Source organism: Streptomyces sp. NPDC048331 (assembly GCF_043201215.1).
Taxonomy (GTDB): domain Bacteria; phylum Actinomycetota; class Actinomycetes; order Streptomycetales; family Streptomycetaceae; genus Streptomyces.
On the sequence record NZ_JBICYT010000001.1, the window covers coordinates 685180 to 708315 of the forward strand.

The following is a 23136-nucleotide window of genomic DNA, read 5'->3' on the forward strand; positions in this document are numbered from 1 at the left end:
CGGCGCCCCCCCCCCCCCCCCCCCCCCCCCCCCCCCCCCCCCGCGGGCGGCGGCGCCCCCCCCCCCCCCCCCCCCCCCCCCCCCCCCCCCCCCCCCCCGGCGAGGCTGAAGGTGGCCCAGGCCGCCTGCGGCTGACCGTCGAGCTGGATGTGGCCCCGGCCGGGTTGCGCCGCGGGCGGGGCTGGAGGTGGCCTAGGTCAGGCTGAGAATGCCGGCCAGGCTATTGGCAGACCTGCCGCCAAGCATCCAAGTCGTACCGTTTCTGCATGGAGCTCAGCTTCGCCGCGCGAGCGACCGGGCACCAGCGGTTCAGGCGGCCCTCGTACTCCACGTGGAACACCGCCTTGCCCGCGTCGACGAACGGCGCGTACCGGTCGCACTCCTCGTACTCCACGCACTGCTCGTTCACCGCGAAGTCGAAGTCCCCGACCAGCTCCGGGATCTGGTCCAGGTCGTTCTTCAGCCCCACCGACATGCCCCGGTCGTGCGCCAGCCGGGCGATCAGGCGGTTGTACTTCAGCTGGTCGTCGGCGGTCAGCGGGAAGCCGGACCGGTTGGCGTAGCCGTCCATGTTGTCGGGCTCCACCGCGTCGAAGCCCTTCTCCTTGCACATGTCGAACCGCTTGCCCATCAGCGGTTCCAGTTCCGCCCGGGCCCGGATGTCCAGCCAGCGTTCGCCCTCCCAGCCGTTGCCCTCGCCGAGCAGCGCCTTCGGGAAGGCGTCGGCATCCGGTCGGAAGTCCTCCCAGGCGCCGGTGGAGAGGTAGCAGATGGTCTTGCGGCCGTCCTTCTTCAGGGTGGCGACCTGCTCCTTCGTGGTGTTGAACCCGTCGATGTCGTAGACGGCCACCTTCACCGAGGTGTCGAGCTTCCCGGTGAGCTGCCACTGCCAGCCGACTCCCGGTTTCGGTTGCCACCGCTGCCCCGGCGCCGGGTCGGGCGACAGCTCGTCCCGTTCCGGTTCGGGCGGGGGGCTCGTACAGGCGGCGAGCAGCAGCAGGGGTACGGCCAGCAGGAGTGCGAGCTTCCTCATCCCGCCGCCTCCAGGGCGTACGGCAGGGTCCCCCAGGGGTGCGCGCCGCTGCCGGGGACGGCGCAGTGCACCCCGGCGCCGCGTTCGGCGGCGAGTTCCTCGGCGAGCCGGGCGGCGAGCGCGCCCGGCGGAACCCCGTACACGAGGTGGCAGAACCGCTGGGCCGGATGGTCGGCGGTCCAGGTCGGTACGGCGGGCGCGTCCCGGTAGGCGTCCCAGGGGCCCTCGAAGGTGACGAGCAGGTCGGCGAGTTCGGCGTAGCCGGGGTGCGGGTGGACGCCGTGGTTGAGGACGAGGGTCCGGGCGCCCGCGGCCCGGGCGGCGACCGCGAGCCTGCCGTAGTGCGGGAGCAGTTCCGGATCGGCGGAGGCCTGGTCGAGGAAGGCCCCGTCGGTGGCGTACCAGTCGCGGTGGCGCAGCAGGTCCTGCACCACCTCGGCGTGCGGGCGCCGCCCGTAGTCGGTGTCGGCGTATCCGAGGACGGGTACGCCGACCTCCCGCAGCCGCTCGGCGACGGCGGCGAAGCGTTCGTCGCGGGCGGCGCCCGGTCCGCTGTCGGGGTTGAGGACCACCGAGTGCAGCCGGCCGGCGGAGCGGATCAGCCGCTCCCAGGCTTCCGGCCGGTCGGCGGGATGCTCGTAGAGGGGCACCAGCAGCATGGGGTCCTTCTTCTCGTACGGGTGGTGCGTCATCGGTGGGCGGTCGCGCGGCCGAGGAGCAGGCAGACCAGGGCGGCCAGTACGGCGGCGGCGGAGCCGGCCACCACCAGTTGGACCGCCCGGGGTTGGCCGAGCCCGGTCAGCAGGGCCAGGCTCTGGGCGACGGCGGCCGAGGAGCAGACGACGGCCGCGGGCCGGACGGCTCCGAACGATTGCAGGAGCAGTCCGGTCCACATGACGGCTCCGAGCAGCAGCAGGGTCGCGATCCGGACGCCGGTGAGGACGGGGGCGTCGGGCCAGAGGAGGGTGCCGGTCAGCCCCAGGGCGAGCAGGACGGTGAGGTAGACGGCGAGGCACCGGGTCAGGGTGGTGAGCATCCGGCGTCGGAAGGCCCGGGGCGAGCGGGCCCCCTGGAGACCGGAGAGGCTCCCGCTGCGGAACCGGTGGAGCAGCCATTCGGCCGGTCCCATGCTGAGGGTGAGGGCCACGGCGGAGGGGGCGGCGACCGCTTCGGCGGGGCCTCCGGCGAGGACCTCGCCGAGGGCGGCGTACAGCACGAGCAGGCCGGTGCCGAGCCCGAAGACCCCGTACGGGACCGAGTCCCCGATCCGGGGTCCGCGGGATACGAAGTCCTCCTCGGCGCCGCGCAGCATCTGCCAGCGCACGGGGCCCTGGCCGGGGCGGCGGGCGGCCCAGCCGCGGATCCGGCGCGCGGCGGCCCGTAGCCCGTCGGCCAGTGGGAGTTCCCGGAGGGCCAGGGTGCAGGCGGCCAGCAGGGACATCACGAGCAGGGTCACCCGGACCGGTACGGGCAGGTCGACGAAGAGCGCGAGCAGTGCTCCGACGGCCATCGGGGCGAGGGCGCAGAGCAGGACCCGTTCCCGGCCGAGGACCAGCAGGACGGTGGCGGCCCCGACGTAGAAGGCCTGTCCGGCGGCGAAGGCGTAGGAGAACGGGGGCCCGCCGGGCACCGAGAGTGCGGCGGCGGTGCCCAGCAGGGCGCCGACGGGGGCGCCGACGAGCAGGGTCCGTCCGGCGGCGCCCCGGTCGCCGAGGCCGAGCCAGGAGTAGGCCCGGTGGGACAGGGTCTGGTCCCAGACCCAGCCGATGAGCGCGCCGGCGAGCAGGGTCAGGGTTCCGGCGGGCAGGCCGAGGCGGTCCTGCGGGCCTTCGAGCAGGGGTGCGCCGAGCAGGTAGGCCAGGCCGGGCAGGGCGAAGATCACCCCGCGCAGCAGGCAGGCGGTGAGGGAGACCTTCCAGGGGTCGGGGGCGGCGCCCGGCTCCGGGAAGGAGCGGGGCACCCGGGCGTAGAGCTCCTCGGCGAGTCCGAAGGAGTCGTGCCGGCCGTAGGTGAGCCGGATGTACTCGTCCGTCATGCCGTCGGATTCGAGGATGGCGGCGATCTCGTCGGGGTGGACGGCCGAGGCGATGAACACGTCGAGGCGTTCGGCGAGTTCGTCGATCGGGTCGGCGGCGGCATCGGCCGCGGTGACGTCGGCGCCGCGGCGCGGCCGGGGGACGGCCGGGAGCGTGTCGGCGCCGGAGCCGGCTCCGGGGCCGGAGCCGGGCGGCTTGAGCCAGAGGGATCCGCTCACCACAGGCTCCCGTCGGCGGCGAGTTCGCGGTACCAGGGGTCGGCGAGCCGCTGGGTCCATTCGTCGCCCGCGTGGACGGGCAGGACGGGCTGGCCGGCGAGTTCGCGGTAGATGTGCCGGAAGCCGTCCACGGACTGGTGGAGGGTGAACTTCTCGACGACCCGCTTGCGGGACGACCGGCCGAGCTCGGCCCGGCGTCGGTCGTCGCGGAGCAGGGCGAGGGTGGCGCGGGCCATGGTCTCGGGTTCGCGCGGCGGGACGACGAGCCCGGTGTCCCCGACGGCCTCGCGGACACCGCCGACGTCGGTGGAGACGGTGGTGCGGCCGCATGACATGGCTTCGATGATGCTGAAGGGGAAGCCCTCGCTGATGGAGGACAGCATGACGACGCTGCCGGCCGCGTAGGCCTGCGCCACCTGCTCGATGCGACCCTCGTAGGTGATCCCGTCGGTCACGCCGAGTTCGGCGGCGAGCTTCTCCAGGCGGAGTTTGTACTCCTCGCAGCCGGCCGGCACGGGGCCGAACAGGCGCAGCCGCAGGGCGGGCAGTTCCTCGCGCATGAAGGCGTAGGCCCGGATGAGGGTTTCGAGGTCCTTGATCGGGTCGATGCGGCCGCACCAGCTGAGGGTCGGCACCTCGGGTTCGGGTCCGGCCTCGGGGAAGGCGTGCGGGTCGACGCCGTTGTAGACGGTGCGGATGCGGTCGGATTCGGCGCCTCCGCGTTCCTCCCAGCGGCGGTTGTACTGGTTGCACGGGGTGATCAGGTCGGCCTGCCGGTAGCCCTCGGTGTTGAGCTCGCGGTAGAAGCCGAGCATGAGGGCCTTGACGGGCCAGCGTTGGGCGGCGCTGCGGTAGCCGAGGTAGCGCTCGCGCAGGTAGATGCCGTGCTCGGTGAGCAGGAAGGGGACCCCGTCGAGGTATTTGGCGGCGAGGGCCGGGAGGGTGGCGAGGCCGCTGCTGACGGCGTGCGCGACGCTGTCGGGCGGGATCCGGACCGCGAGCGGGCGCAGTGCGTGTTCCAGCAGGTCGGTGGCGGTGAGCGCGTCGTGGATGGTGGGCGCGGCCTCGGCGGTGACGAGTCCGGGCCGGGTCCATACGGCCATCAGCAGCCGCAGGACGGATTCGGACCGCAGGGCCGGTGCGAGCTTTCCGGCCCGGGCCAGGACGGCCAGTTCGCGCAGGGCCTCGGAGAAGCTGTGCCGGGCGGGATCGGGCTCGGGGTCGAGCAGGGAGAGCAGGAAGCTCTCGTAGACCTGGGTGAAGCGGCGGTGGGCCCGGCCGCGCAGGGCCGACCGGCGGCTGCGGGAGGGGAGCGGCCCCCACAGCGGGAAGGCGGTGTGCCGGTAGACGTTGCGGGGCAGTTCCCAGGTGACCGGCTCTCGTCCGGAGCCGGTCAGGGCTATGACGTTGAAGTCGACTTCCGGCATACCTCGCACCAGTTGGTCGCACCAGGTGCTGACGCCCCCGTGGACGTGTGGATAGGTGCCTTCGGTGAGCATGGTGACGTGACGCCCATGACTCATACGGTGTGTCCCCCCAGGACGGAAAAGGGGCCGGCGCCCGTGGGTTCGCGGAGCGCCGGCGCTAGGTGGTACTGGTACGCGTGGTGACGTGCGGGACGGTCAGCTGGGCAGCTTGAGCGTGACGGCGCTCTGGAGCAGCTCGGGACCGGTCCAGGTGGAGCGGCTACCGGCGTAGGCGGTGCCGAAGTCGGCGGTGCCGAGCAGCAACTGCTTCTTGGTGCCGGTGGGGGCGGTCACCGGGGCGACCACCCCGGAGGGCGCCTTGATGGTGACGTCCTTGCCGATGCGGTAGGCGGTGACCTTGCCGTCCGCGAGGGCCTTGTCCCAGGCGGCGCGGCGCTGGAACTCGACGCCGGTGTCCTTCATGCTCTGGTTCACGATCGGCGCGCTGGGGGCGTAGAGGGCGCGGTAGGTGTCGAGGACCTGGTTGAGCACCGGGTAGAGGGTGCGGTCCTCGGCGAGGTTGGACTGGTGGACGTAGTGCGGGCGCGGGTCGTTGGCCAGGACGTGGCGCAGGGCGGTGCGGGCCTCGGCGGGGACGATGGTGTCGAGGTAGCCGGTGTTGACGTTCAGCGGGGCCGGCAGGCAGGTGGAGGTCGCCGGGTTGTCCTCGCAGATGCCGCTGCCGCCGTCGGCGCGGCTGGTGTAGATCCAGTTGTACTCGTCGGCCATCTCGGCGTTGGTGCCCGTGTTGTAGTACACGTTCATCGGGTGCCGGGGGACCGTGAGGGCCGCGCCGACCGCGCGCTGCGCGGGTTCGCGGGAGTTGTCGCTGCCTGCCCACTTGACCCCGTTGTCGGCGAGGGCACCGGCCAGGTTGGGGTTGTCCACGGGCTGCTGCGGGGCGGTCTTGAGGCCGGAGTGCTCACCGGTGACCAGTTCGGTCTTGTCCGTGGTGATGCCCTTGGTGGCGGCCCAGTTGTTGTTGTCGCGGATCTGGGCGGAGATCTCGGCGCGGCTCATGTACTGGATGGCGCCGGCGGCGTTCTTCGTACAGGTCCACGGGGTGACGGCGGTGTTCTGGACGCAGCCGAGGAACGGGTGGGTGTAGGTGTGGTTCATCCAGCGGTACTTGGCGCGGTCGGCGACGAGCTGGGCGGTCAGCGCGTCGACGCCGCCGTTCTCGGCCTTCCACTCCTCTCCGGCACCGCCGTTGAAGAGCATGTCGAGCTTGAAGTTCTTGGACGTCTGCCACTGCGCCGCGTACACGGCGTCGGCGGCGCTCATCCGGATGGTGCTCTCCTTGCCCTCGCCGCCCGCGCAGGCGTAGTCGCCCGGGGTGCAGTTCAGGTCTTTGTTCCAGCGGGCGTCGGGGGCGAAGACGTCGTCGACGTGGACCGCGAAGTAGTTGCGGCTCTGGCCGAGGTGAACGCCCTGGGTCAGCCAGTCGACGATGCCGCGGGCGAGCAGCCGGAACTGCTGCTGGTACTGGTTGTAGCCGAAGGTGACGACCAGTTCGCTGCGGCCGTCGTGCGTGTACTCGCCGACGAGCGAGGCCCGGCCGGAGCCGACGGGAGCGTCGACGTAGCTGGTGTAGCCGGGGCGCGGCTTGCCCATGAAGCCGAAGCTCTCGGGGACCAGGGCCGAGTTGTCCTCGAAGGTGACCTGGCCGCCGAGGTAGGCGAAGGGGCCCGCCTTGCCGGCGGTGGTGACGGCGGCCTGGGTGCCGTCGAGCTGGCCGCTGTAGCCGCCGTTGTCGGTGTATTCGAGGCCGACGCCCGGGTGGGCCCAGGTGTAGGCGTCGACCTGGCGGATGCCGTACGTCGTCTCGTAGGCGGTGAGGGCGGCCATCTCGGCGGAGCCCTCGCCGAACGGGTTCTCGTTCGGCAGGACGACGCCCTGGTACTTGGCGCGCGGACGGCCGTCCACCGTGTCGCTGAGGAAGCCCGCGTTGATGACCGGGCGGCCGCTGCTGCCCAGCTGGACGCGGGTGTAGGGCACCCCCGTGTCGCGGAGTTCCGCGGTGATCGCCTCGACCGAGCTGCCGCCGTCGTCGACGACGAGCACCTTCAGGTCGATGCGCGGTGTCGCGGCCGCCTGTGCGGTCGCGGCGGGTACTGCCACGGATACCAGGGCTGCTGCCGCCATCATCGCGGCGACCCTGTTCATCCGGTTCTTGTTGACCATTTTCGGCCTTTCCCCCCGCAGGCATCCCTCGACTCGGCCCTTGGCGGACAGCCGGACCTGGGAGGCTCTGTGGAAATCATGCAAAGGAACCCCGCGTCCCCTTGCGAGAGTGGACCGAGTCTTTCGGACCTCGTCAGGTCTACGAGGCAAACCTGGAGCAGAGTCCACAGATGGGTGAACCTGACGGCCTCTTGATCGAACAACTTGCCAAACCTTCGAGTGACGTACGGACGAGCGCGTACGCGTAGGCTCATTTCTGGCGGCTGTCGGGCCCGAATACGATCGCTACGGACGGCCGTCCACCCACTCGGCCCACACACACAAACGGAAGCGAGACTTCACCACCGTGACTGCTCTGACTCTCAGCACTGCCGGCGCGGCGACGCTCCGCGCCGACGCCCTCGTGGTCGGCGTGGCGAAGGGCCCCAAGGGACCGATCCTCGCCGCGGGCGCCGAGGCCGTGGACAAGGCGTACGACGGTAAGCTCGCCGGCGTCCTCGACGCGCTGGGCGCCTCGGGCGCCGAAGGCGAGATCACCAAGCTGCCGGCCCCGGCGGGCCTCAAGGTCCCGGTCGTGCTGGCGGTGGGGCTCGGCCCCGTCCCCGAGAAGGACGAGTCGTTCGACGAGGAGGTGCTGCGCCGCGCCGCCGGCGCCGCCGCCCGCGCGCTGCACGGCAACAAGAAGGCCGCTTTCGCCCTCCCGCTGGAGGACGCCTCGGCCGTCACCGCCGTCGCCGAGGGCGCGCTGCTGGGCGCGTACGCGTTCACCGCCTACCAGGGCGGCGAGAACAAGGCCCGCAAGGAGGCCAAGGGCGCGGCCCCGAAGGCCCCCCTGGCCGAGGTGGCCCTGCTGGGCGCCAAGCCCCGCGACAAGGAGCACAAGGCCGCCGTCGAGCGCGCCGCGGTCGTGGCGGCCGAGGTCAACGTCGCCCGTGACCTGGTGAACACCCCGCCGAACGACCTGACCCCCGAGGCCTTCGCCGCGATCGCCTCCGCGGCCGCGAAGGAGAACGGCGTCAAGGTCCAGGTGCTGGACGAGAAGGCCCTGATCAAGGGCGGCTACGGCGGCATCATGGGCGTCGGCAAGGGTTCCGAGAACCTGCCGCGCCTGGTGAAGCTCACCTACACGCACCCGAAGGCGGAGAAGACCCTGGCCTTCGTCGGCAAGGGCATCACCTACGACTCGGGCGGCATCTCCCTGAAGCCGGCCGGCCACAACGAGACGATGAAGTGCGACATGGCCGGCGCCGCCGCCGTCTTCGCCTCCGTGGTCGCGGCCGCGAAGCTGGGCCTGCGGGTCAACGTCACCGGCTGGCTCGCGCTCGCCGAGAACATGCCGTCGGGCTCCGCCACCAAGCCCGGTGACGTGCTGCGCATGTACAGCGGCAAGACCGTCGAGGTCCTCAACACGGACGCCGAGGGCCGACTGGTCCTCGGTGACGCGCTGACCAAGGCCTCCGAGGACAACCCGGACGCGATCGTCGACATCGCCACCCTGACCGGCGCCATGGTGCTCGCCCTCGGCGACCGCACCTTCGGGATCATGTCGAACGACGACGCCTTCCGTACGTCGATCCACGAGATCGCCGAGGAGGTCGGCGAGTCCTCCTGGCCGATGCCGCTCCCCGCCGAGCTGCGCAAGACCATGGACTCCCCCACCGCGGACATCGCGAACATGGGTGTCCGCATGGGCGGCGGTCTGGTGGCCGGCCTGTTCCTGCAGGAGTTCGTCGGCGAGGGCATCACCTGGGCCCACCTCGACATCGCCGGCCCGGCCTTCCACGAGGGCGCGCCGCACGGCTACACCCCGAAGGGCGGCACCGGCTCCGCCGTGCGCACCCTGGTGCGGCTGGCCGAGCGCACGGCCACGGGCGACCTCGGCTGACGAGCTCGTTCGATGTGATGTGACGCACCCCGGGCCGGGTCAGGGCCCGGGGTGCGTCCGTTCGCGTACCGTCCGCGTGCCGTCCGCGTCCGTCTCACGACGAAACCTGAAGGAATCGGTAGGTATCTCGGTAGGTACCTACGCACAGGTAACCCCCGGTCCGGGCTGATCGCCCGATCACATCGTGGGCCCGGCGTCCCGCGTTCCCCCGACAAATGCGAAGATGGGTTCTCGGCAGGACAGGGCCCCCACCACAGGGCCGAAGAAACAAGCGGCCGTATACCAGCCGCCGCCCGGTCACTGAGGACCGGTGCCCGGCGCACATGCATGGAGGACGTGACGTGGCGAACGACGCCAGCACCGTTTTCGACCTAGTGATCCTCGGCGGTGGCAGTGGCGGTTACGCCGCGGCGCTGCGCGCATCCCAGCTGGGTCTGGACGTTGCCCTGATCGAGAAGAACAAGCTCGGCGGCACCTGCCTGCACAACGGCTGCATCCCCACGAAGGCTCTGCTGCACGCGGGCGAGATCGCGGACCAGGCTCGTGAAGCCGCCCAGTTCGGTGTCAAGACCTCCTTCGAGGGAATCGACATCGCGGGTGTCCACAAGTACAAGGACGAGGTCATCTCGGGCCTGTACAAGGGTCTGCAGGGCCTGGTCGCCTCCCGCAAGGTGACCTACATCGAGGGAGAGGGCCGCCTCTCCTCCCCGACTTCCGTCGACGTGAACGGCCGGCGCATCCAGGGCCGCCACATCCTGCTGGCGACCGGCTCCGTGCCGAAGTCCCTGCCGGGCCTGAACATCGACGGCAACCGCATCATCTCCTCGGACCACGCGCTGGTCCTGGACCGCGTCCCGGAGTCGGCGATCGTCCTGGGCGGAGGCGTCATCGGCGTCGAGTTCGCCTCGGCGTGGAAGTCCTTCGGTTCCGACATCACCGTCATCGAGGGCCTCAAGCACCTCGTGCCGGTCGAGGACGAGAACAGCTCGAAGCTGCTGGAGCGCGCGTTCCGCAAGCGCGGCATCAAGTTCAACCTGGGCACCTTCTTCGACAAGGCCGAGTACACCGAGAACGGCGTCCGCGTGACGCTGGTCGACGGCAAGACTTTCGAGGCCGAGGTGCTGCTGGTCGCCGTGGGCCGTGGCCCCGTCTCCCAGGGTCTGGGCTACGAGGAGCAGGGCGTCGCGATGGACCGCGGCTACGTCCTGGTCGACGAGTACATGCAGACCAACGTGCCGACCATCTCGGCCGTCGGTGACCTCGTCCCCACCCTCCAGCTCGCGCACGTCGGCTTCGCCGAGGGCATCCTGGTGGCGGAGCGTCTGGCCGGCCTCAAGGCCGTCCCGATCGACTACGACGGTGTCCCGCGCGTCACCTACTGCCACCCCGAGGTCGCTTCCGTCGGCATCACCGAGGCCAAGGCCAAGGAGATCTACGGCGCGGACAAGGTCGTGGCCCTGAAGTACAACCTGGCGGGCAACGGCAAGAGCAAGATCCTCAAGACCGCGGGCGAGATCAAGCTCGTCCAGGTCAAGGATGGTGCCGTGGTCGGCGTCCACATGGTCGGTGACCGGATGGGCGAGCAGGTCGGCGAGGCCCAGCTGATCTACAACTGGGAAGCTCTGCCGGCCGAGGTCGCGCAGCTCATCCACGCGCACCCGACCCAGAACGAAGCGATGGGCGAGGCCCACCTGGCCCTGGCCGGCAAGCCGCTTCACTCCCACGACTAATTCGTCACGGGCGCGACGACCACTTCCGCACTTTCGTTAGGAGCAACTGAAACCATGTCGGTTTCCGTAACCCTTCCGGCGCTCGGTGAGAGCGTCACCGAGGGCACTGTCACCCGCTGGCTGAAGGCCGAGGGCGAGCGCGTCGAGGCCGACGAGCCGCTGCTCGAGGTCTCGACCGACAAGGTCGACACCGAGATCCCCTCCCCCGTGGCGGGCATCCTGGCCTCCATCAAGGTCGCCGAGGACGAGACCGTCGAGGTCGGCGCCGAGCTGGCCGTCATCGACGACGGCTCCGGCGCTCCGGCCGCGGCTCCGGCCGCCGAGCCGGCCGCTGCCGCCGAGGCCCCCGCGGCCGCTCCGGCTCCGGTCGCCGAGGCCCCCGCGGCCCCGGCTCCGGCTGCCGAGGCGCCCGCCGCCGAGAGCGCGGCCCCGGCCGCCTCCGGCACCGATGTCGTACTCCCCGCCCTGGGCGAGTCCGTCACCGAGGGCACTGTCACCCGCTGGCTGAAGGCCGTCGGCGAGTCCGTCGAGGCCGACGAGCCGCTGCTCGAGGTCTCCACGGACAAGGTCGACACCGAGATCCCCGCGCCGGTCTCCGGCACGCTGCTGGAGATCCGGATCAACGAGGACGAGACCGCCGAGGTCGGCGCCGTCCTAGCCGTCATCGGCGCCGCCGGTGCCGCTCCGGCCGCCCCGGCCCCGGCCCCGGCCGCCGCCCCGGCCCCCGCCGCCGCCCCGGCCCCGGCTCCGGCCGCTCCGGCTCCGGCCGCCCCGGTCGCCGCTCCGGCTCCGGTCGCCCCGGCCGCTCCGGCGCCGGTCCAGGCCGCCGCCCCGGTGGCCGCTCCGGCGCCGGTCGCCCCCGTCGCCCCGGCTCCGGCCGCCGCTCCGGCGTCCGCCGGTGACGAGGCCGCGTACGTGACCCCGCTGGTGCGCAAGCTCGCCTCGGAGTCCGGCGTCAACCTGTCCACGGTCTCGGGCACCGGTGTCGGTGGCCGCATCCGCAAGCAGGACGTCCTGGCCGCCGCCGAGGCCGCCAAGGCCGCTGCCGCCGCCCCGGCGCCGGCCGCCGCCGCTCCGGCCGCGAAGGCTCCGGCCGCCGCGGTGTCCGAGCTGCGCGGTCAGACGGTCAAGATGACCCGCATGCGCAAGGTCATCGGCGACAACATGATGAAGGCCCTGCACTCGCAGGCTCAGCTCAGCTCCGTGGTCGAGGTGGACATCACCAAGATCATGAAGCTGCGCGAGAAGGCCAAGGGCGCGTTCCTGGCCCGTGAGGGCGTCAAGCTCTCGCCGATGCCGTTCTTCGTCAAGGCCGCTGCCCAGGCGCTGAAGGCCCACGCGGTCGTCAACGCCCGGATCAACGAGGACGAGGGCACCATCACCTACTTCGACTCGGAGAACATCGGCATCGCCGTCGACTCCGAGAAGGGCCTGATGACCCCGGTCATCAAGGGTGCCGGTGACCTCAACCTGGCGGGCATCTCCAAGGCGACCGCCGACCTGGCCGCCAAGGTCCGCGGCAACAAGATCACGCCGGACGAGCTGTCGGGCGCGACCTTCACCATCAGCAACACCGGTTCGCGCGGTGCGCTGTTCGACACGGTCATCGTGCCCCCGAACCAGGTCGCCATCCTGGGCATCGGCGCCACGGTGAAGCGCCCGGTGGTCATCGAGACCGCCGAGGGCACGAACATCGGCATCCGCGACATGACGTACCTGACCCTGTCCTACGACCACCGTCTGGTGGACGGCGCGGACGCGGCCCGGTACCTCTCGGCCGTCAAGGCGATCCTCGAGGCCGGCGAGTTCGAGGTCGAGCTCGGCCTGTAAGGCTCACCGCACAGCCCCGGCTGTCGCACACGGCGCCCCCGCCCGGAACACCCTCCGGGCGGGGGCGCCGTCGTCGTACGCCCCTGGGAGCCCTGGTCCAGAGCCTGTTGTAACCAGCCTCACCCGGCATCCCCGACCGGGAACGCATCCGGTGGGGGCTACTCGGCCGTATTGTCTACGCATCACCCCCCTGCGCGCCCCACAGGAGATGAAGCCCCGATGATCACCCCACCCGTCGTGCACTCGCTGCGCGAGCAGATCCGCGAGCACATCGTGGAGGGGATCGTCAGCGGGCGCTGGAAGCCCGGCGAGCGGATCGTCGAGCGTCGGATCGCCGTGGAGCTGGAGGTCAGTCAGACCCCGGTACGGGAGGCCCTGCGCGAGCTGGAGACGCTGCGGCTGATCGAGTCGGCGCCGAACAAGGGCGTGCGCGTACGGAACCTGTCCGCGGCCGACCTGGAGGAGATCTACCCGGTCCGGGCCGGTCTGGAGCAGATCGCGGCCGAGTTGGCCGCGCCGCGGCTGGCGAGCGACTGTTCGGCGTTGGAGCCGCACGTGGCGGCGCTGTGGGAGGCCGACCGGACCGAGGACGGGACCGCGCAGGTGCGGCACACCGTCGGGTTCCACCGGGAGATGGTGCGGGCGGCCGGGAACAGCGTGCTGCTGCACACCTGGGAGAGCCTGGGGATCGAGGTCTTCACCGCGCTGTCCATCCGCTGGCTGGGGACCGTCCAGAAGTCGTACGCCGAGGAGCACGAGGCTCTCGTCGAGGCGTTCCGCAGTCAGGATCCGGACATCGGGCTGCTCGTGAAGCGGCATGTCCTGGGGTGCGCCCCGCGCGCTTGATCGACTGAGAGCGGGTCTGTTTGTCCGCGTTTGACCGGCACCGCGTGCCTTTTTCTCTGGCACGCGGTGCCGACTTTCGTCGGATGGACGTTTCTTTGTCACTTTCATTTGATCGATCATCGATCAGCGATTTACAGTCGTCGCGGACCTCAACCAGGTCCACCGACCCTGTCCTGCCCGTCAGGGATTTTTTCACCACCTCTCCTTTGTCCGGAAGGCGGCGCACAGCAATGTCCGACCCCGTAGGAAAGCTTCCGAGCGAGCTCGACCAGCTCCCGGATCGCGACACCGAGGAGACCGCCGAATGGGCGGCCTCCCTCGACGCCGTCGCACAGGCCGCCGGTACGCGCCGCGCCGAATACCTGCTCCGCCGCACGCTCCAGCACGCCGAGGCCGCCGGCCTCGCCCTGCCGAAGCTGCTGGAGACGGACTACGTCAACACCATCCCGACCGCCGCGGAGCCCGAGTTCCCCGGTGACGAGGAGATGGAAGCCAAGATCACCGCATGGAACCGCTGGAACGCGGCCGCCATGGTGACCCGCGGCTCCAAGTACGGCGTCGGTGGCCACATCGCCACCTTCGCCTCCGCCGCGTGGCTCTACGAGACCGGCTTCCAGCACTTCTTCCGCGGGAAGGAGGCCGACGGATCGGGCGACCAGCTCTACATCCAGGGCCACGCCTCCCCCGGTATCTACGCCCGCGCCTTCCTCGACGGGCGCGTCTCCGAGCAGCAGCTCGACAACTTCCGCCAGGAGTCCGGCGGCAACGGCCTGCCGTCCTACCCGCACCCGCGGCGCCTGCCGTGGCTGTGGGAGTTCCCGACGGTGTCCATGGGCCTCGGCCCGCTCTCCGCGATCTACCAGGCGCGGTTCAACCGCTACCTGCAGAACCGCAGCATCAAGGACACCGCGAACTCGCACGTCTGGGCCTTCCTGGGCGACGGCGAGATGGACGAGCCCGAGTCGACCGCCGCCCTGGCACTCGCCTCCCGCGAGCAGCTCGACAACCTGACCTTCGTCATCAACTGCAATCTGCAGCGCCTCGACGGTCCGGTCCGCGCCAACTTCCGCGTGGTCCAGGAGCTGGAGGCCCAGTTCCGCGGCGCCGGCTGGAACGTCATCAAGTCGCTGTGGGGCTCCGCCTGGGACGAGCTGTTCCAGCTCGACACCACGGGCGCCCTCGTACGTCGCCTGCGCGAGGTACCGGACGCGCAGTTCCAGACGTACGCGACCCGCGACGTGGCCTACATCCGCCAGCACTTCTTCGGCGCCAACGCCGAGCTCGTCGCCCTCGGCGGCCTGCTCACCGACGCGAAGATCGCCGAGTGCTTCCACAGCTCCCGCGGCGGCCACGAGCCCCGCAAGGTCTACGCCGCGTACAAGGCCGCCCTGGAGCACAAGGGCGCGCCGACGGTCATCCTCGCGCAGACCGTCAAGGGCTACACGCTGGGTGCCGGGTTCGAGTCGAAGAACGCGAACCACCAGATGAAGAAGCTGACGATCGACGAGTTCAAGGACATGCGTGACCTCCTTGGCCTCCCGATCCCGGACAGCGCCTTCGCCGACGGCAAGGTCCCGTACGGTCACCCGGGCGCGAACAGCCCCGAGGTGCGGTACTTGAACGAGCGCCGCGCGGCGCTCGGCGGCCCGGCCCCGGCCCGCAAGGTCAAGCACGTGGCCCTGCCCGCTCCGGCCGAGCGCTCCTTCGCCCCGCTGCTCAAGGGCTCCGGCAAGCAGGAGATGGCCACCACCATGGCCTTCGTCCGGCTCGTCAAGGACCTGATGCGGGACAAGGAGACCGGCAAGCGCTGGGTGCCGATCGTCCCCGACGAGGCCCGTACCTTCGGTATGGAGTCCCTGTTCCCGTCGGCCGGCATCTACTCGCCGCTGGGTCAGACGTACGAGCCGGTCGACCGCGACCAGCTCATGTACTACAAGGAAGCCAAGGACGGCCAGATCCTCAACGAGGGGATCACCGAAGCCGGCGCCATGGCCGACTTCATCGCCGCCTGCACGTCGTACGCGACGCACGGCGAGCCGATGATCCCGTTCTACATCTTCTACTCGATGTTCGGCTGGCAGCGCACCGCCGACCAGATGTGGCAGCTCGCCGACCAGCTCGGCAAGGGCTTCATCGTCGGCGCCACCGCCGGTCGTACGACCCTGACCGGTGAGGGCCTGCAGCACGCGGACGGCCACTCGCACCTGATCGCGTCCACGAACCCGGCGTCGCTCAACTACGACCCGGCCTTCGCGTACGAGATCGCGGTGATCGTCAAGGACGGTCTGCGCCGGATGTACGGCGAGAAGCCGGAAGACGTCTTCTACTACCTGACGGTCTACAACGAGCCGAAGGTGCAGCCCGCGATGCCCGAGGGCGTCGAAGAGGGCATCCTCAAGGGCCTCTACCGCTTCAACACGGCGGCGGACCTGGCGGAGGCGGCCCCGGCCGCCGACGCCCCGAAGATCCAGCTGATGGCCTCGGGTACGGCGATCCACTGGATCCTGGAAGCCCAGAAGCTCCTCGCCGCCGACTGGAACGTGGCCGCCGACGTCTGGTCCGCCACCTCCTGGGGCGAGCTGCGGCGCGACGCGCTGGAGTGCGACGAGGCGCTGCTGCGCGGCGAGGTCCGCACCCCGTTCGTCACCCGCGCGCTGGAGGGTGTCACCAGCCCGGTGCTCGCCGTCTCCGACTGGATGCGTCAGGTCCCGGACCAGATCAGCCAGTGGGTGGAGCAGGACTACACCTCGCTCGGTACGGACGGTTTCGGTCTGTCCGACACCCGTGAGGGCGCCCGTCGTCACTTCGGTGTCGACGCCCAGTCGATCGTGGTGGCCGCGCTGGCCCAGCTCGCCCGCCGCGGCGAGGTTCCGGCGTCCGCCGTCAAGGAGGCCCGCGAGCGCTACGGCCTCTGAGCCCGTGCGTCCCGGCCCTGCCGGTCCGTGAGGCGGCCCGTCCCTTCGGGGGCGGGCCGCCTCACGGCGTTCGCCTCCGGGCCTGTTCAGCGAGTCCCTCGGCCACGATCCGCCTGCTCTCCAGCCTCGCGGCCTCCATGATCGGGCGGCCTTCCTCCTCCACCTCGCGGCGTATCTGTTCCATGTAGGCGAGCACGTCGGCCGGCGACCCCTGGATCAGCCGCAAGGCATCGGCGTGCCTCCTGGCCTCTCGCGCCGCGGCGTCCTCGGGAGCAGCCGCCGGGCCCGCCGCGGGCTTCTCGTGCGCAGGCAGGTGCCGTTCCAGTTCCCGTACGACCGTGGCCGCGTCGGGGGGGGCGGTGCGCCGGGTGCTTGGCCAGGAGGAACATCACCAGGTCGGTGATGCCCGCGGGGGCCGTGCCCGGGGCGAGCGGCGGGGGCGACTCGTACACCTGCTGGTAGAGCAGGGCGTGCGGCGCCGGGTTCGTGAAGGGCGGCTGCCCGGTGAGGCCCTCGTAGAGCAGGCAGCCGAGGCTGTAGAGGTCGGTGCGGTGGTCGATCCCGGAGTCGCCGCGGCACTGCTCGGGTGACATGTAGGCCAGGGTGCCCATCGCCGTTCCGGTGGCGGTGAGGTCCGCGAGGCGCAGGGTCTCGCCGAGGAACTTGGCGAGACCGAAGTCCAAGACCTTGATCACCCCCGTTCCGGTGAGCATGACGTTCTGCGGCTTGATGTCCCGGTGGACGATGCCGCGCTCGTGCGCGGCGCCGAGGGCGGTCGCGATCTGGCGGGCCCAGTCGGCGACGTCGTACCAGGACACGGCCGCGGCTCCCCCGGCTCCCCCGGCACTCGCAGCACTCCCGGCTCCGCGGAAGACCTGTGCGAGGGTGCGGCCGTCGAGGCGCTCCATCACCAGATAAAGCAGCCTGCCGCCGGAGAGGACGGCCTCGCCGCAGTCGTGCACGGTCACGGTGTGCTGGTGCGGGAGATTGGCGGCCGAGCGGACCTCGTGCGTGAACCGCTGCTCGACTTCCGCCGCGGCCGTACCGGGCACGGTGCGGACGAGTTTGACGGCCACCGGCCTGCGCATCCGCAGGTCCTCGGCGGCCCACACCTCGCCCATGCCCCCGCCGCCCAGCCGCTCCTCCAGCCGGTACCGGCCGTCGAGCAATTCCCCCCGCATCAGCGCTCCTCCCGATCGACTGCCCGGGTCCGAGTATGCGCCCGTGCGGGGGGCGGACACCGGCCTTTCGTGGCATGCGCGGTGGCGGCGAGGAGGTCGACCCGTGATGCTGGAGCGGTGATGGACGAGACGGAGTTCTGGGAGATCGTCGACCGTACCCGCGAGGCCGCCGACGGCGACCCCGAGGAACACGCCGAGCTGCTCGTGGAGCGGCTCGCCCTGCTCGACCCGGACTCCGTCCTCGACTTCGCCCGGCACTTCGAGTCCCGGTACAACCGGGCGTACACCTGGGACCTGTGGGGCGCGGCCTGGGTGCTGCTCGACGGGGCGAGCGACGACGCCTTCGACTACTTCCGCTGCTGGCTGATCGGCCAGGGGCGGGAGGTGTTCGAGGGCGGGGTGCACGATCCCGACCAGTTGGCGGAGCTCTTGGGCGACTTCGACGAGGAGATCGACGGGGACGGCGAGGAGCTGGGGTACGCGGCCGACGAGGCCTACGAGCAGCTGACGGGGGCGGTGGCGCCGGATCTGGGGATCCCGCTGCAGGCGGCCGAGCCGGAGGGCGCCCCGCTGGACTTCGAGAACGAAGCCGTGCTCGCGGAGCGCTTCCCCCGGCTGTGGGACCGCTTCCGGGCGTGAGACCTGCCCTGGGAAGTGTGTCGCCGTACGGTGGCTCACCCGTCGACACGCGGCGGGAGGGTGGGGGTGCAGGGGCCGGGATCACACATGCCCTCACCGGGCACGTGCGGCCTGTTCGGCAACTCGGGCTCCGGCGGCGGGAAAGTCGGCGTACACGGCCCCGGATCACACATACCCTCACCGGGCACGTGCGGCCTGTTCGGCAACTTGGGCCCCGACGGTGTGCGTCCGGCCGTATCGGAGCCGTGCTGCTTGCGACCGTCCTGGTCACGGTCGCCGAGGCTGCCCGTCACGGCGCTCGCGACACCGGCGTGTGTCGGCGCCGGGGCGGCGAAGGCGCCGGTCGGCCACAGTACGCCTGCCGCGGCGAGGGCGGTCGAGACGCCCAGCACTGCGAACCGCTGCTTCGAGAAGGTCCGATTCATGGGATTCTCCGTCCGGGATGGTGTCGACGCGAGGTCGGCCTCTCAGGGCAAGAGGCACTCCCAGAAACCCCTGATCGGCGGTGGGCGTCGTGCCGCGAAATCCCGGGACTTGACAACGGCACCCGGCCGGCTGCCGAAGTAGCCCGGCCGATCCTCTCGACCTCGCACCACCCCTGCCGGGCGAGTTCCCATAGCAGGGGAGGTGAGGGGTGGCGGAAGCACCGGGACGCGAGCGCTGCTAGTGGTGCGTGCCGCCGTCGATGCGGATCTCCGTACCGGTGATGAACGCACCGTCCTCGGAGCCGAGCATGGCGACGACGCCGGCGACGGTCTGCGGGCCGGCGAAGCCCTGGCCGAGGGCCGGGGCCAGCTTGGTGAAGAGGGACCAGTCGGTGTCCTCGGGCAGGCCGGGGCCGGTGCCGGTGGTCATGCCGCTCTCGATGGAGCCGGGTGCGACGCTGACGAAGCGCAGGCCCTGCTTGCTGTACTCGGCGGCCAGCGCGTGGGTCATGGACTGGATGCCGCCCTTGCTGGCCGCGTAGGCGGACATGTAGGGGTGGGCGAAGGACGCCGAGGTGGAGCTGAAGTTCACGACGGCCGGCCGGTCGCCCACGAGCAGCGCCGGGAGGGACTCGCGGATCATCAGGAAGGTGCCGGTGAGGTTGACCCCGATGACCCGGTTCCAGAGGTCGAGGGTGGTCAGGTGGGTGTGCTCGGAGCGCAGGATGCCGGCCGCGTTGACCAGCACGTCGATGCCGCTCCCGCCGAGGGCGTCGACCGCGGTGGCCACGCCCTGCTTGACGGCGTTCTCGTCGGATATGTCGAGGAGCGCGGTGGTGAGCCGGTCCGCGTGGCCGTCGGCCGCGGCCCGGTCGGCGGTGGCCTTCAGGCCGGCCTCGTCGACGTCCACGGTGTGGACCCGGCCGCCCTCGGCGAGGATGCGGTGGACGGTGGCCCGGCCGATGCCGGAGCCGCCGCCGGTGATGAGGACGCGACGTCCTTCGTAACGGTTCATGGCGCGAGCGTACCCAAGTGATGGCACGTTTTGCCATGACGACAAAGAATGTAATCCCCGAGGTTGGCGAGGGGTACCCTTCATCCGTGAGATCCCCTCGCCCGTACGCTCCCCAGGCCGGCCCCGGAGCCCAGTCGCTGACCGAGCGCCGCAAGGCCGCCACCCAGCTCGACATCGCCCGCGCGGCCTGCGAACTGTTCGCCGAACACGGCCCGGACGGCACCACCGCCGAGGACATCGCCCACCGGGCGGGGGTGGCTCTGCGCACCTTCTACCGCTACTTCCGCAACAAGCAGGAGGCCGTGGCCCCGCTGCTGGCGGGCGGCGGTGACGCCTGGCGCGCGCTGCTCGCCGAGGAGGACCCCGGTACGCCGCTGGGTGAGGCGCTGGAACGCGCGGTCACCCGCTCGCTGAGCGGACAGCAGGCGGTCGAGGAGGGCCTGGAGGTGACCCGCGGCCTGCTGCGCGCGGCGGCGGACGACCCGGCCCTGCGCGGGGTCTGGTACCGCGTGAACCAGGACTCGGAGGAGCACTTGGTCCCGGTGATCTCCCGGCTGGTGGGCCCGGGGGCCGACCCGCTGGAGGTACGGCTGCTCGCGGCGGCGTCCACGGACGCGATCCGTGTCGCGCTGGAGCTGTGGTCGACGACGGACGCGCCGGTCTCGGGGCCCGGTTCCCCGGCGGAACTCGCGGTCCGCTGCCTGCGGGACCTGACAGGGGCGATGCCCCTGCTCCTCCGCCGGTCGGGGGAGGAGCAGGGGCATCGCATCCGATCACATGGGTCGGGCTCGCGGTCCTGAGGTAGGCCGAAGGAACAGGCCCTAGGTGTCCGGGAGGGGCTCAGCGACCACCCCAGCCGCCGCCACCGCCACCGCCGCCCCCTCCGCCGCCACCCCAATTGCCTCCGCCACCGTCGCCGCCGTTACCGCCGCCACCCCAGTTGCCGCCACCGTCGCCGCCGTTACCGCCGCCACCCCAGTTGCCGCCACCGTCGCCGCCGTTACCGCCGCGGCCGCCCCAGTCGTCGTGGTTGCCCCAGTCACCGTTGCCACCGCGGCCGGAGTCGTTCCAGTTCCAGTTCGACCAGTTCGAGTCGTGCCAGTTGTTGTCGCGCCAGTTGTTGTCGCGCCAGTTGTCGTTGTATCCGCCGACGCCGCCCTGGTCCCAGCACCAGCTCGGACGGTTGCGCCAGTCGTGGTTGCAGCAGGCGTCCCACCGTGCGTCGGAGCGGTGCGAGGGGTATCGCCAGCAGTTGTAGCCGCCATCACCGCCACCGCCGCCGTTGCCGGCGACGACCGATGCCGAGGCGCTGGCGACGGGCAGCAGACCTATCGCGATTCCCGCGGCGCCCGCCATGGCTGCCGCAACGATCTTACGGCGCATTCTCATGCACCTCCGCACATGTCTCGCTTATGAGGCTTTTAGGTCATTTCCACCCTCACTCGCGTATGCGGCCCTGTCAAAGCGGAAAGGCCCCCCGCCGCTCTCCGAAGAGAGTGGCGGGGGGCCTCCCATCAGGCACTTTAGAGGTCGAAGTAGAGCTCGAACTCGTGCGGGTGCGGCCGCTGCGCGATCGGGGCGATCTCGTGCGTGCGCTTGTAGTCGATCCAGGTCTCGATCAGGTCGGGGGTGAAGACACCGCCGGCCAGGAGGTACTCGTGGTCCGCCTCCAGGGCCTTGAGGACGTCCTCGAGGCTGGTCGGGACCTGCGGGACGCTCGCGTGCTCGTCGGGCGAGAGCTCGTAGAGGTCCTTGTCGATCGGCTCCATCGGCTCGATCTTGTTCTTGATGCCGTCGAGGCCCGCGAGGAGCAGCGCCGAGAAGGCGAGGTACGGGTTCGAGGACGGGTCCGGCGCGCGGAACTCGACGCGCTTGGCCTTCGGGTTCGAGCCCGTGATCGGGATGCGCATGGCGGCGGAGCGGTTGCGCTGCGAGTACACCATGTTGACCGGCGCCTCGAAGCCCGGCACCAGGCGGTGGTAGGAGTTCACCGTCGGGTTGGTGAACGCCAGCAGCGACGGGGCGTGCTTGAGGATGCCGCCGATGTAGTAGCGCGCGGTGTCCGACAGACCCGCGTAGCCGGCCTCGTCGTAGAACAGCGGGTCGCCGTTCGCCCACAGCGACTGGTGCACGTGCATGCCCGAGCCGTTGTCACCGAAGATCGGCTTCGGCATGAAGGTCGCGGTCTTGCCGTTGCGCCAGGCGACGTTCTTCACGATGTACTTGAAGAGCATCAGGTCGTCGGCCGCGGCGAGCAGCGTGTTGAACTTGTAGTTGATCTCGGCCTGGCCGCCGGTGCCGACCTCGTGGTGCTGACGCTCGACCTGGAGGCCCTGGGCGTCCAGCTCGAGGGAGATCTCGGCGCGCAGGTCGGCGAAGTGGTCGACCGGGGCTACGGGGAAGTAACCACCCTTGTAGCGGACCTTGTAACCACGGTTGTTCTCCTCGGAGCCCGTGTTCCAGGCGCCGGCCTCGGAGTCGATGTGGTAGAAGCCCTCGTTCGCGGAGGTCGCGAAGCGCACGCTGTCGAACACGTAGAACTCGGCCTCGGGGCCGAAGAACGCGGTGTCGGCGATGCCGGTGGAGGCGAGGTACGCCTCGGCCTTCTTCGCGATGTTGCGCGGGTCGCGGCTGTAGGCCTCACCCGTGATCGGGTCGTGGATGAAGAAGTTGATGTTGAGCGTCTTGTCCTTGCGGAACGGGTCCAGACGCGCGGTGGTGATGTCGGCACGCAGCGCCATGTCGGACTCGTGGATCGCCTGGAAGCCGCGGATCGAGGATCCGTCGAAGGCGAGCTCCTCCGCCGGGTCGAACGCTCGCGCCGGGATGGTGAAGTGCTGCATCACACCAGGCAGGTCGCAGAAGCGGACGTCGACGAACTTGACGTCGTTCTCCTCGATGTACTGCTTCACTTCGTCGGCGTTCTTGAACATCCAACTCCTCCTACTCCCGACCCCGGGGCAGGGACGGGCTTTATAGCTCGTGGTGCGTCAGTGCGGTGCCGCACGCTGACCCGACCATAAGCAGACGGGATTTCCCAAGCATGACCCATTTGTTTCGCACAAGTTAACCAGGGTCCGGCCGGAGGGCCGTGCGGCGCCACGGGTACCGTGTTCGGGTGGACAACAGACAGGCAATCGGATCCTGGCTCTCCGGCCCCCGCGCGGCCGCCGAGGAGATGGGCGTCGACTTCGGCTATCCGGGTCAGCGGCTCGGCCTGCCCCAGCAGGGGCCCGGCTCGGTGGCGCGTTTCGGGCGTCGGCTCGGCGCCGTCGCGATCGACTGGATCGGCTGCCAGCTGATTGCCTACGGGCTGATCACCGGCGGCGACCTGGCCGCGGCGGGCAACTGGACCCTCGTGATCTTCGTGGCCCTGACCATCCTGACGGTCGGCACCGTGGGCTTCACCCCCGGCAAGCGGATCCTGGGCCTCCGGGTGATCTCGGAGTCCGGCGGTCGCCTCGGCATCGTTCGGGTGGTCCTGCGGACGCTGCTGCTGGCCCTGGTCGTCCCGGCGCTGATCTGGGACCGTGACGGCCGCGGCCTGCACGACCGCCTGGCCCGCGCCGTCCAGGTCCGCATCTAGGGCTTGTCTTTCGGCGAACGGACACAGGGGTGGGGGGGGGGGGGGGGGCGGGGGGGGGGGGCCCGCGGGGGGGGGGGGGGGGGGCCCCGCCGCCGGCCCCCCCCCCCAGCCACGCCGCGCCGGCCGCCCACACCCGCGGGTGGGCGG

Annotated in this window: 17 protein-coding genes; 8 read left to right on the forward strand and 9 right to left on the reverse strand. The window is 70.9% G+C overall.

Going from position 1 to position 23136, the window contains the following annotated elements:
* Nucleotides 1-220 precede the first annotated feature (220 nt).
* The 5 genes from ACGFYY_RS03235 to ACGFYY_RS03255 all read right to left on the reverse strand — a co-directional run bounded on the left by ACGFYY_RS03235 (nt 221) and on the right by ACGFYY_RS03255 (nt 6937).
* Entirely contained in the window at nt 221-1033 is an 813-nt protein-coding gene (locus ACGFYY_RS03235) for an endo alpha-1,4 polygalactosaminidase (protein WP_393706746.1), read from the reverse strand.
* Nucleotides 1030-1725, reverse strand: a complete 696-nt coding sequence (locus ACGFYY_RS03240; RefSeq protein WP_393706747.1) for a spherulation-specific family 4 protein — start codon at nt 1723-1725, stop codon at nt 1030-1032. Before ACGFYY_RS03240 ends, ACGFYY_RS03235 begins: the two co-directional genes overlap by 4 nt.
* Nucleotides 1722-3287 carry a hypothetical protein gene (locus ACGFYY_RS03245; protein ID WP_365280159.1) on the reverse strand — a complete coding sequence of 522 codons (1566 nt, stop codon included), beginning with the start codon at nt 3285-3287 and terminating at the stop codon, nt 1722-1724. The genes ACGFYY_RS03240 and ACGFYY_RS03245 overlap by 4 nt, the downstream gene beginning before the upstream one ends.
* A complete protein-coding gene (gene pelF / locus ACGFYY_RS03250) occupies nt 3284-4810 on the reverse strand; it encodes a GT4 family glycosyltransferase PelF (RefSeq protein WP_365280156.1) in 1527 nt (508 codons plus the stop codon). The genes ACGFYY_RS03245 and pelF overlap by 4 nt, the downstream gene beginning before the upstream one ends.
* A 99-nt stretch (nt 4811-4909) precedes the next feature.
* The gene (locus ACGFYY_RS03255) at nt 4910-6937 is read right to left on the reverse strand and encodes a hypothetical protein (protein ID WP_365280153.1); all 2028 of its coding nucleotides are present in this window, start codon (nt 6935-6937) and stop codon (nt 4910-4912) included.
* 346 nt (nt 6938-7283) lie between these two features.
* Here ACGFYY_RS03255 and ACGFYY_RS03260 point away from each other — a divergent pair, with 346 nt between their 5' ends.
* The 5 genes from ACGFYY_RS03260 (at nt 7284) to aceE (ending at nt 16143) form a co-directional block, all read left to right on the forward strand.
* On the forward strand, nt 7284-8822 hold the full coding sequence (locus tag ACGFYY_RS03260) for a leucyl aminopeptidase (protein ID WP_393706748.1): 1539 nt from the start codon (nt 7284-7286) through the stop codon (nt 8820-8822).
* Nucleotides 8823-9163: 341 nt separating this feature from the next.
* Nucleotides 9164-10552, forward strand: a complete 1389-nt coding sequence (gene lpdA, locus ACGFYY_RS03265) for a dihydrolipoyl dehydrogenase (protein ID WP_030731050.1) — start codon at nt 9164-9166, stop codon at nt 10550-10552.
* A 54-nt stretch (nt 10553-10606) separates the two neighbouring features.
* A complete protein-coding gene (gene sucB, locus ACGFYY_RS03270) occupies nt 10607-12382 on the forward strand; it encodes a 2-oxoglutarate dehydrogenase, E2 component, dihydrolipoamide succinyltransferase (protein ID WP_393706749.1) in 1776 nt (591 codons plus the stop codon).
* A 222-nt stretch (nt 12383-12604) separates the two neighbouring features.
* Nucleotides 12605-13228, forward strand: coding sequence for a GntR family transcriptional regulator (locus ACGFYY_RS03275; RefSeq protein ID WP_030010631.1), 624 nt, complete (start codon nt 12605-12607; stop codon nt 13226-13228).
* A gap of 230 nt (nt 13229-13458) precedes the next feature.
* Nucleotides 13459-16143, forward strand: coding sequence for a pyruvate dehydrogenase (acetyl-transferring), homodimeric type (gene aceE, locus ACGFYY_RS03280; protein ID WP_393706750.1), 2685 nt, complete (start codon nt 13459-13461; stop codon nt 16141-16143).
* 86 nt (nt 16144-16229) lie between these two features.
* On the opposite strand, the gene ACGFYY_RS03285 is transcribed toward aceE, so the two are convergent.
* Nucleotides 16230-17324, reverse strand: a complete 1095-nt coding sequence (locus ACGFYY_RS03285; protein ID WP_393706751.1) for a protein kinase — start codon at nt 17322-17324, stop codon at nt 16230-16232.
* A gap of 120 nt (nt 17325-17444) precedes the next feature.
* Between ACGFYY_RS03285 and ACGFYY_RS03290 the strand changes: the two genes are divergently transcribed.
* Nucleotides 17445-17963 carry a DUF4240 domain-containing protein gene (locus ACGFYY_RS03290; protein ID WP_030010629.1) on the forward strand — a complete coding sequence of 173 codons (519 nt, stop codon included), beginning with the start codon at nt 17445-17447 and terminating at the stop codon, nt 17961-17963.
* A 663-nt stretch (nt 17964-18626) separates the two neighbouring features.
* On the opposite strand, the gene ACGFYY_RS03295 is transcribed toward ACGFYY_RS03290, so the two are convergent.
* Nucleotides 18627-19403, reverse strand: coding sequence for an SDR family NAD(P)-dependent oxidoreductase (locus ACGFYY_RS03295; RefSeq protein WP_393706753.1), 777 nt, complete (start codon nt 19401-19403; stop codon nt 18627-18629).
* 86 nt (nt 19404-19489) lie between these two features.
* Between ACGFYY_RS03295 and ACGFYY_RS03300 the strand changes: the two genes are divergently transcribed.
* A complete protein-coding gene (locus ACGFYY_RS03300; RefSeq protein ID WP_365280190.1) occupies nt 19490-20203 on the forward strand; it encodes a TetR family transcriptional regulator in 714 nt (237 codons plus the stop codon).
* Nucleotides 20204-20243: 40 nt separating this feature from the next.
* Here the strand turns inward: ACGFYY_RS03300 and ACGFYY_RS03305 are convergent, their stop codons facing one another.
* Nucleotides 20244-20786: a hypothetical protein gene (locus ACGFYY_RS03305; RefSeq protein WP_393706755.1), complete on the reverse strand. Its 543-nt coding sequence runs from the start codon at nt 20784-20786 to the stop codon at nt 20244-20246.
* A 140-nt stretch (nt 20787-20926) separates the two neighbouring features.
* Nucleotides 20927-22336 (reverse strand): type I glutamate--ammonia ligase, encoded by a 1410-nt coding sequence (gene glnA / locus ACGFYY_RS03310; RefSeq protein WP_365280185.1) that lies wholly within the window; start codon nt 22334-22336, stop codon nt 20927-20929.
* A gap of 185 nt (nt 22337-22521) precedes the next feature.
* Between glnA and ACGFYY_RS03315 the strand changes: the two genes are divergently transcribed.
* Complete coding sequence (locus ACGFYY_RS03315; protein ID WP_393706757.1) at nt 22522-22989, forward strand: RDD family protein; 468 nt, start codon at nt 22522-22524, stop codon at nt 22987-22989.
* Nucleotides 22990-23136 lie beyond the last annotated feature (147 nt).

What these genes read in the sequence shown, in the direction of transcription:
- pelF (WP_365280156.1), bottom strand. Translation starts at nt 4,810, where the DNA reads ATGAGTCATGGGCGTCACGTCACCATGCTCACCGAAGGCACCTATCCA.
- ACGFYY_RS03235 (WP_393706746.1), bottom strand. Translation starts at nt 1,033, where the DNA reads ATGAGGAAGCTCGCACTCCTGCTGGCCGTACCCCTGCTGCTGCTCGCC.
- ACGFYY_RS03290 (WP_030010629.1), top strand. Translation starts at nt 17,445, where the DNA reads ATGGACGAGACGGAGTTCTGGGAGATCGTCGACCGTACCCGCGAGGCC.
- ACGFYY_RS03255 (WP_365280153.1), bottom strand. Translation starts at nt 6,937, where the DNA reads ATGGTCAACAAGAACCGGATGAACAGGGTCGCCGCGATGATGGCGGCA.
- glnA (WP_365280185.1), bottom strand. Translation starts at nt 22,336, where the DNA reads ATGTTCAAGAACGCCGACGAAGTGAAGCAGTACATCGAGGAGAACGAC.
- ACGFYY_RS03295 (WP_393706753.1), bottom strand. Translation starts at nt 19,403, where the DNA reads ATGAACCGTTACGAAGGACGTCGCGTCCTCATCACCGGCGGCGGCTCC.
- aceE (WP_393706750.1), top strand. Translation starts at nt 13,459, where the DNA reads ATGTCCGACCCCGTAGGAAAGCTTCCGAGCGAGCTCGACCAGCTCCCG.
- sucB (WP_393706749.1), top strand. Translation starts at nt 10,607, where the DNA reads ATGTCGGTTTCCGTAACCCTTCCGGCGCTCGGTGAGAGCGTCACCGAG.
- ACGFYY_RS03305 (WP_393706755.1), bottom strand. Translation starts at nt 20,786, where the DNA reads ATGCGCCGTAAGATCGTTGCGGCAGCCATGGCGGGCGCCGCGGGAATC.
- ACGFYY_RS03240 (WP_393706747.1), bottom strand. Translation starts at nt 1,725, where the DNA reads ATGACGCACCACCCGTACGAGAAGAAGGACCCCATGCTGCTGGTGCCC.
- ACGFYY_RS03285 (WP_393706751.1), bottom strand. Translation starts at nt 17,324, where the DNA reads ATGCGGGGGGAATTGCTCGACGGCCGGTACCGGCTGGAGGAGCGGCTG.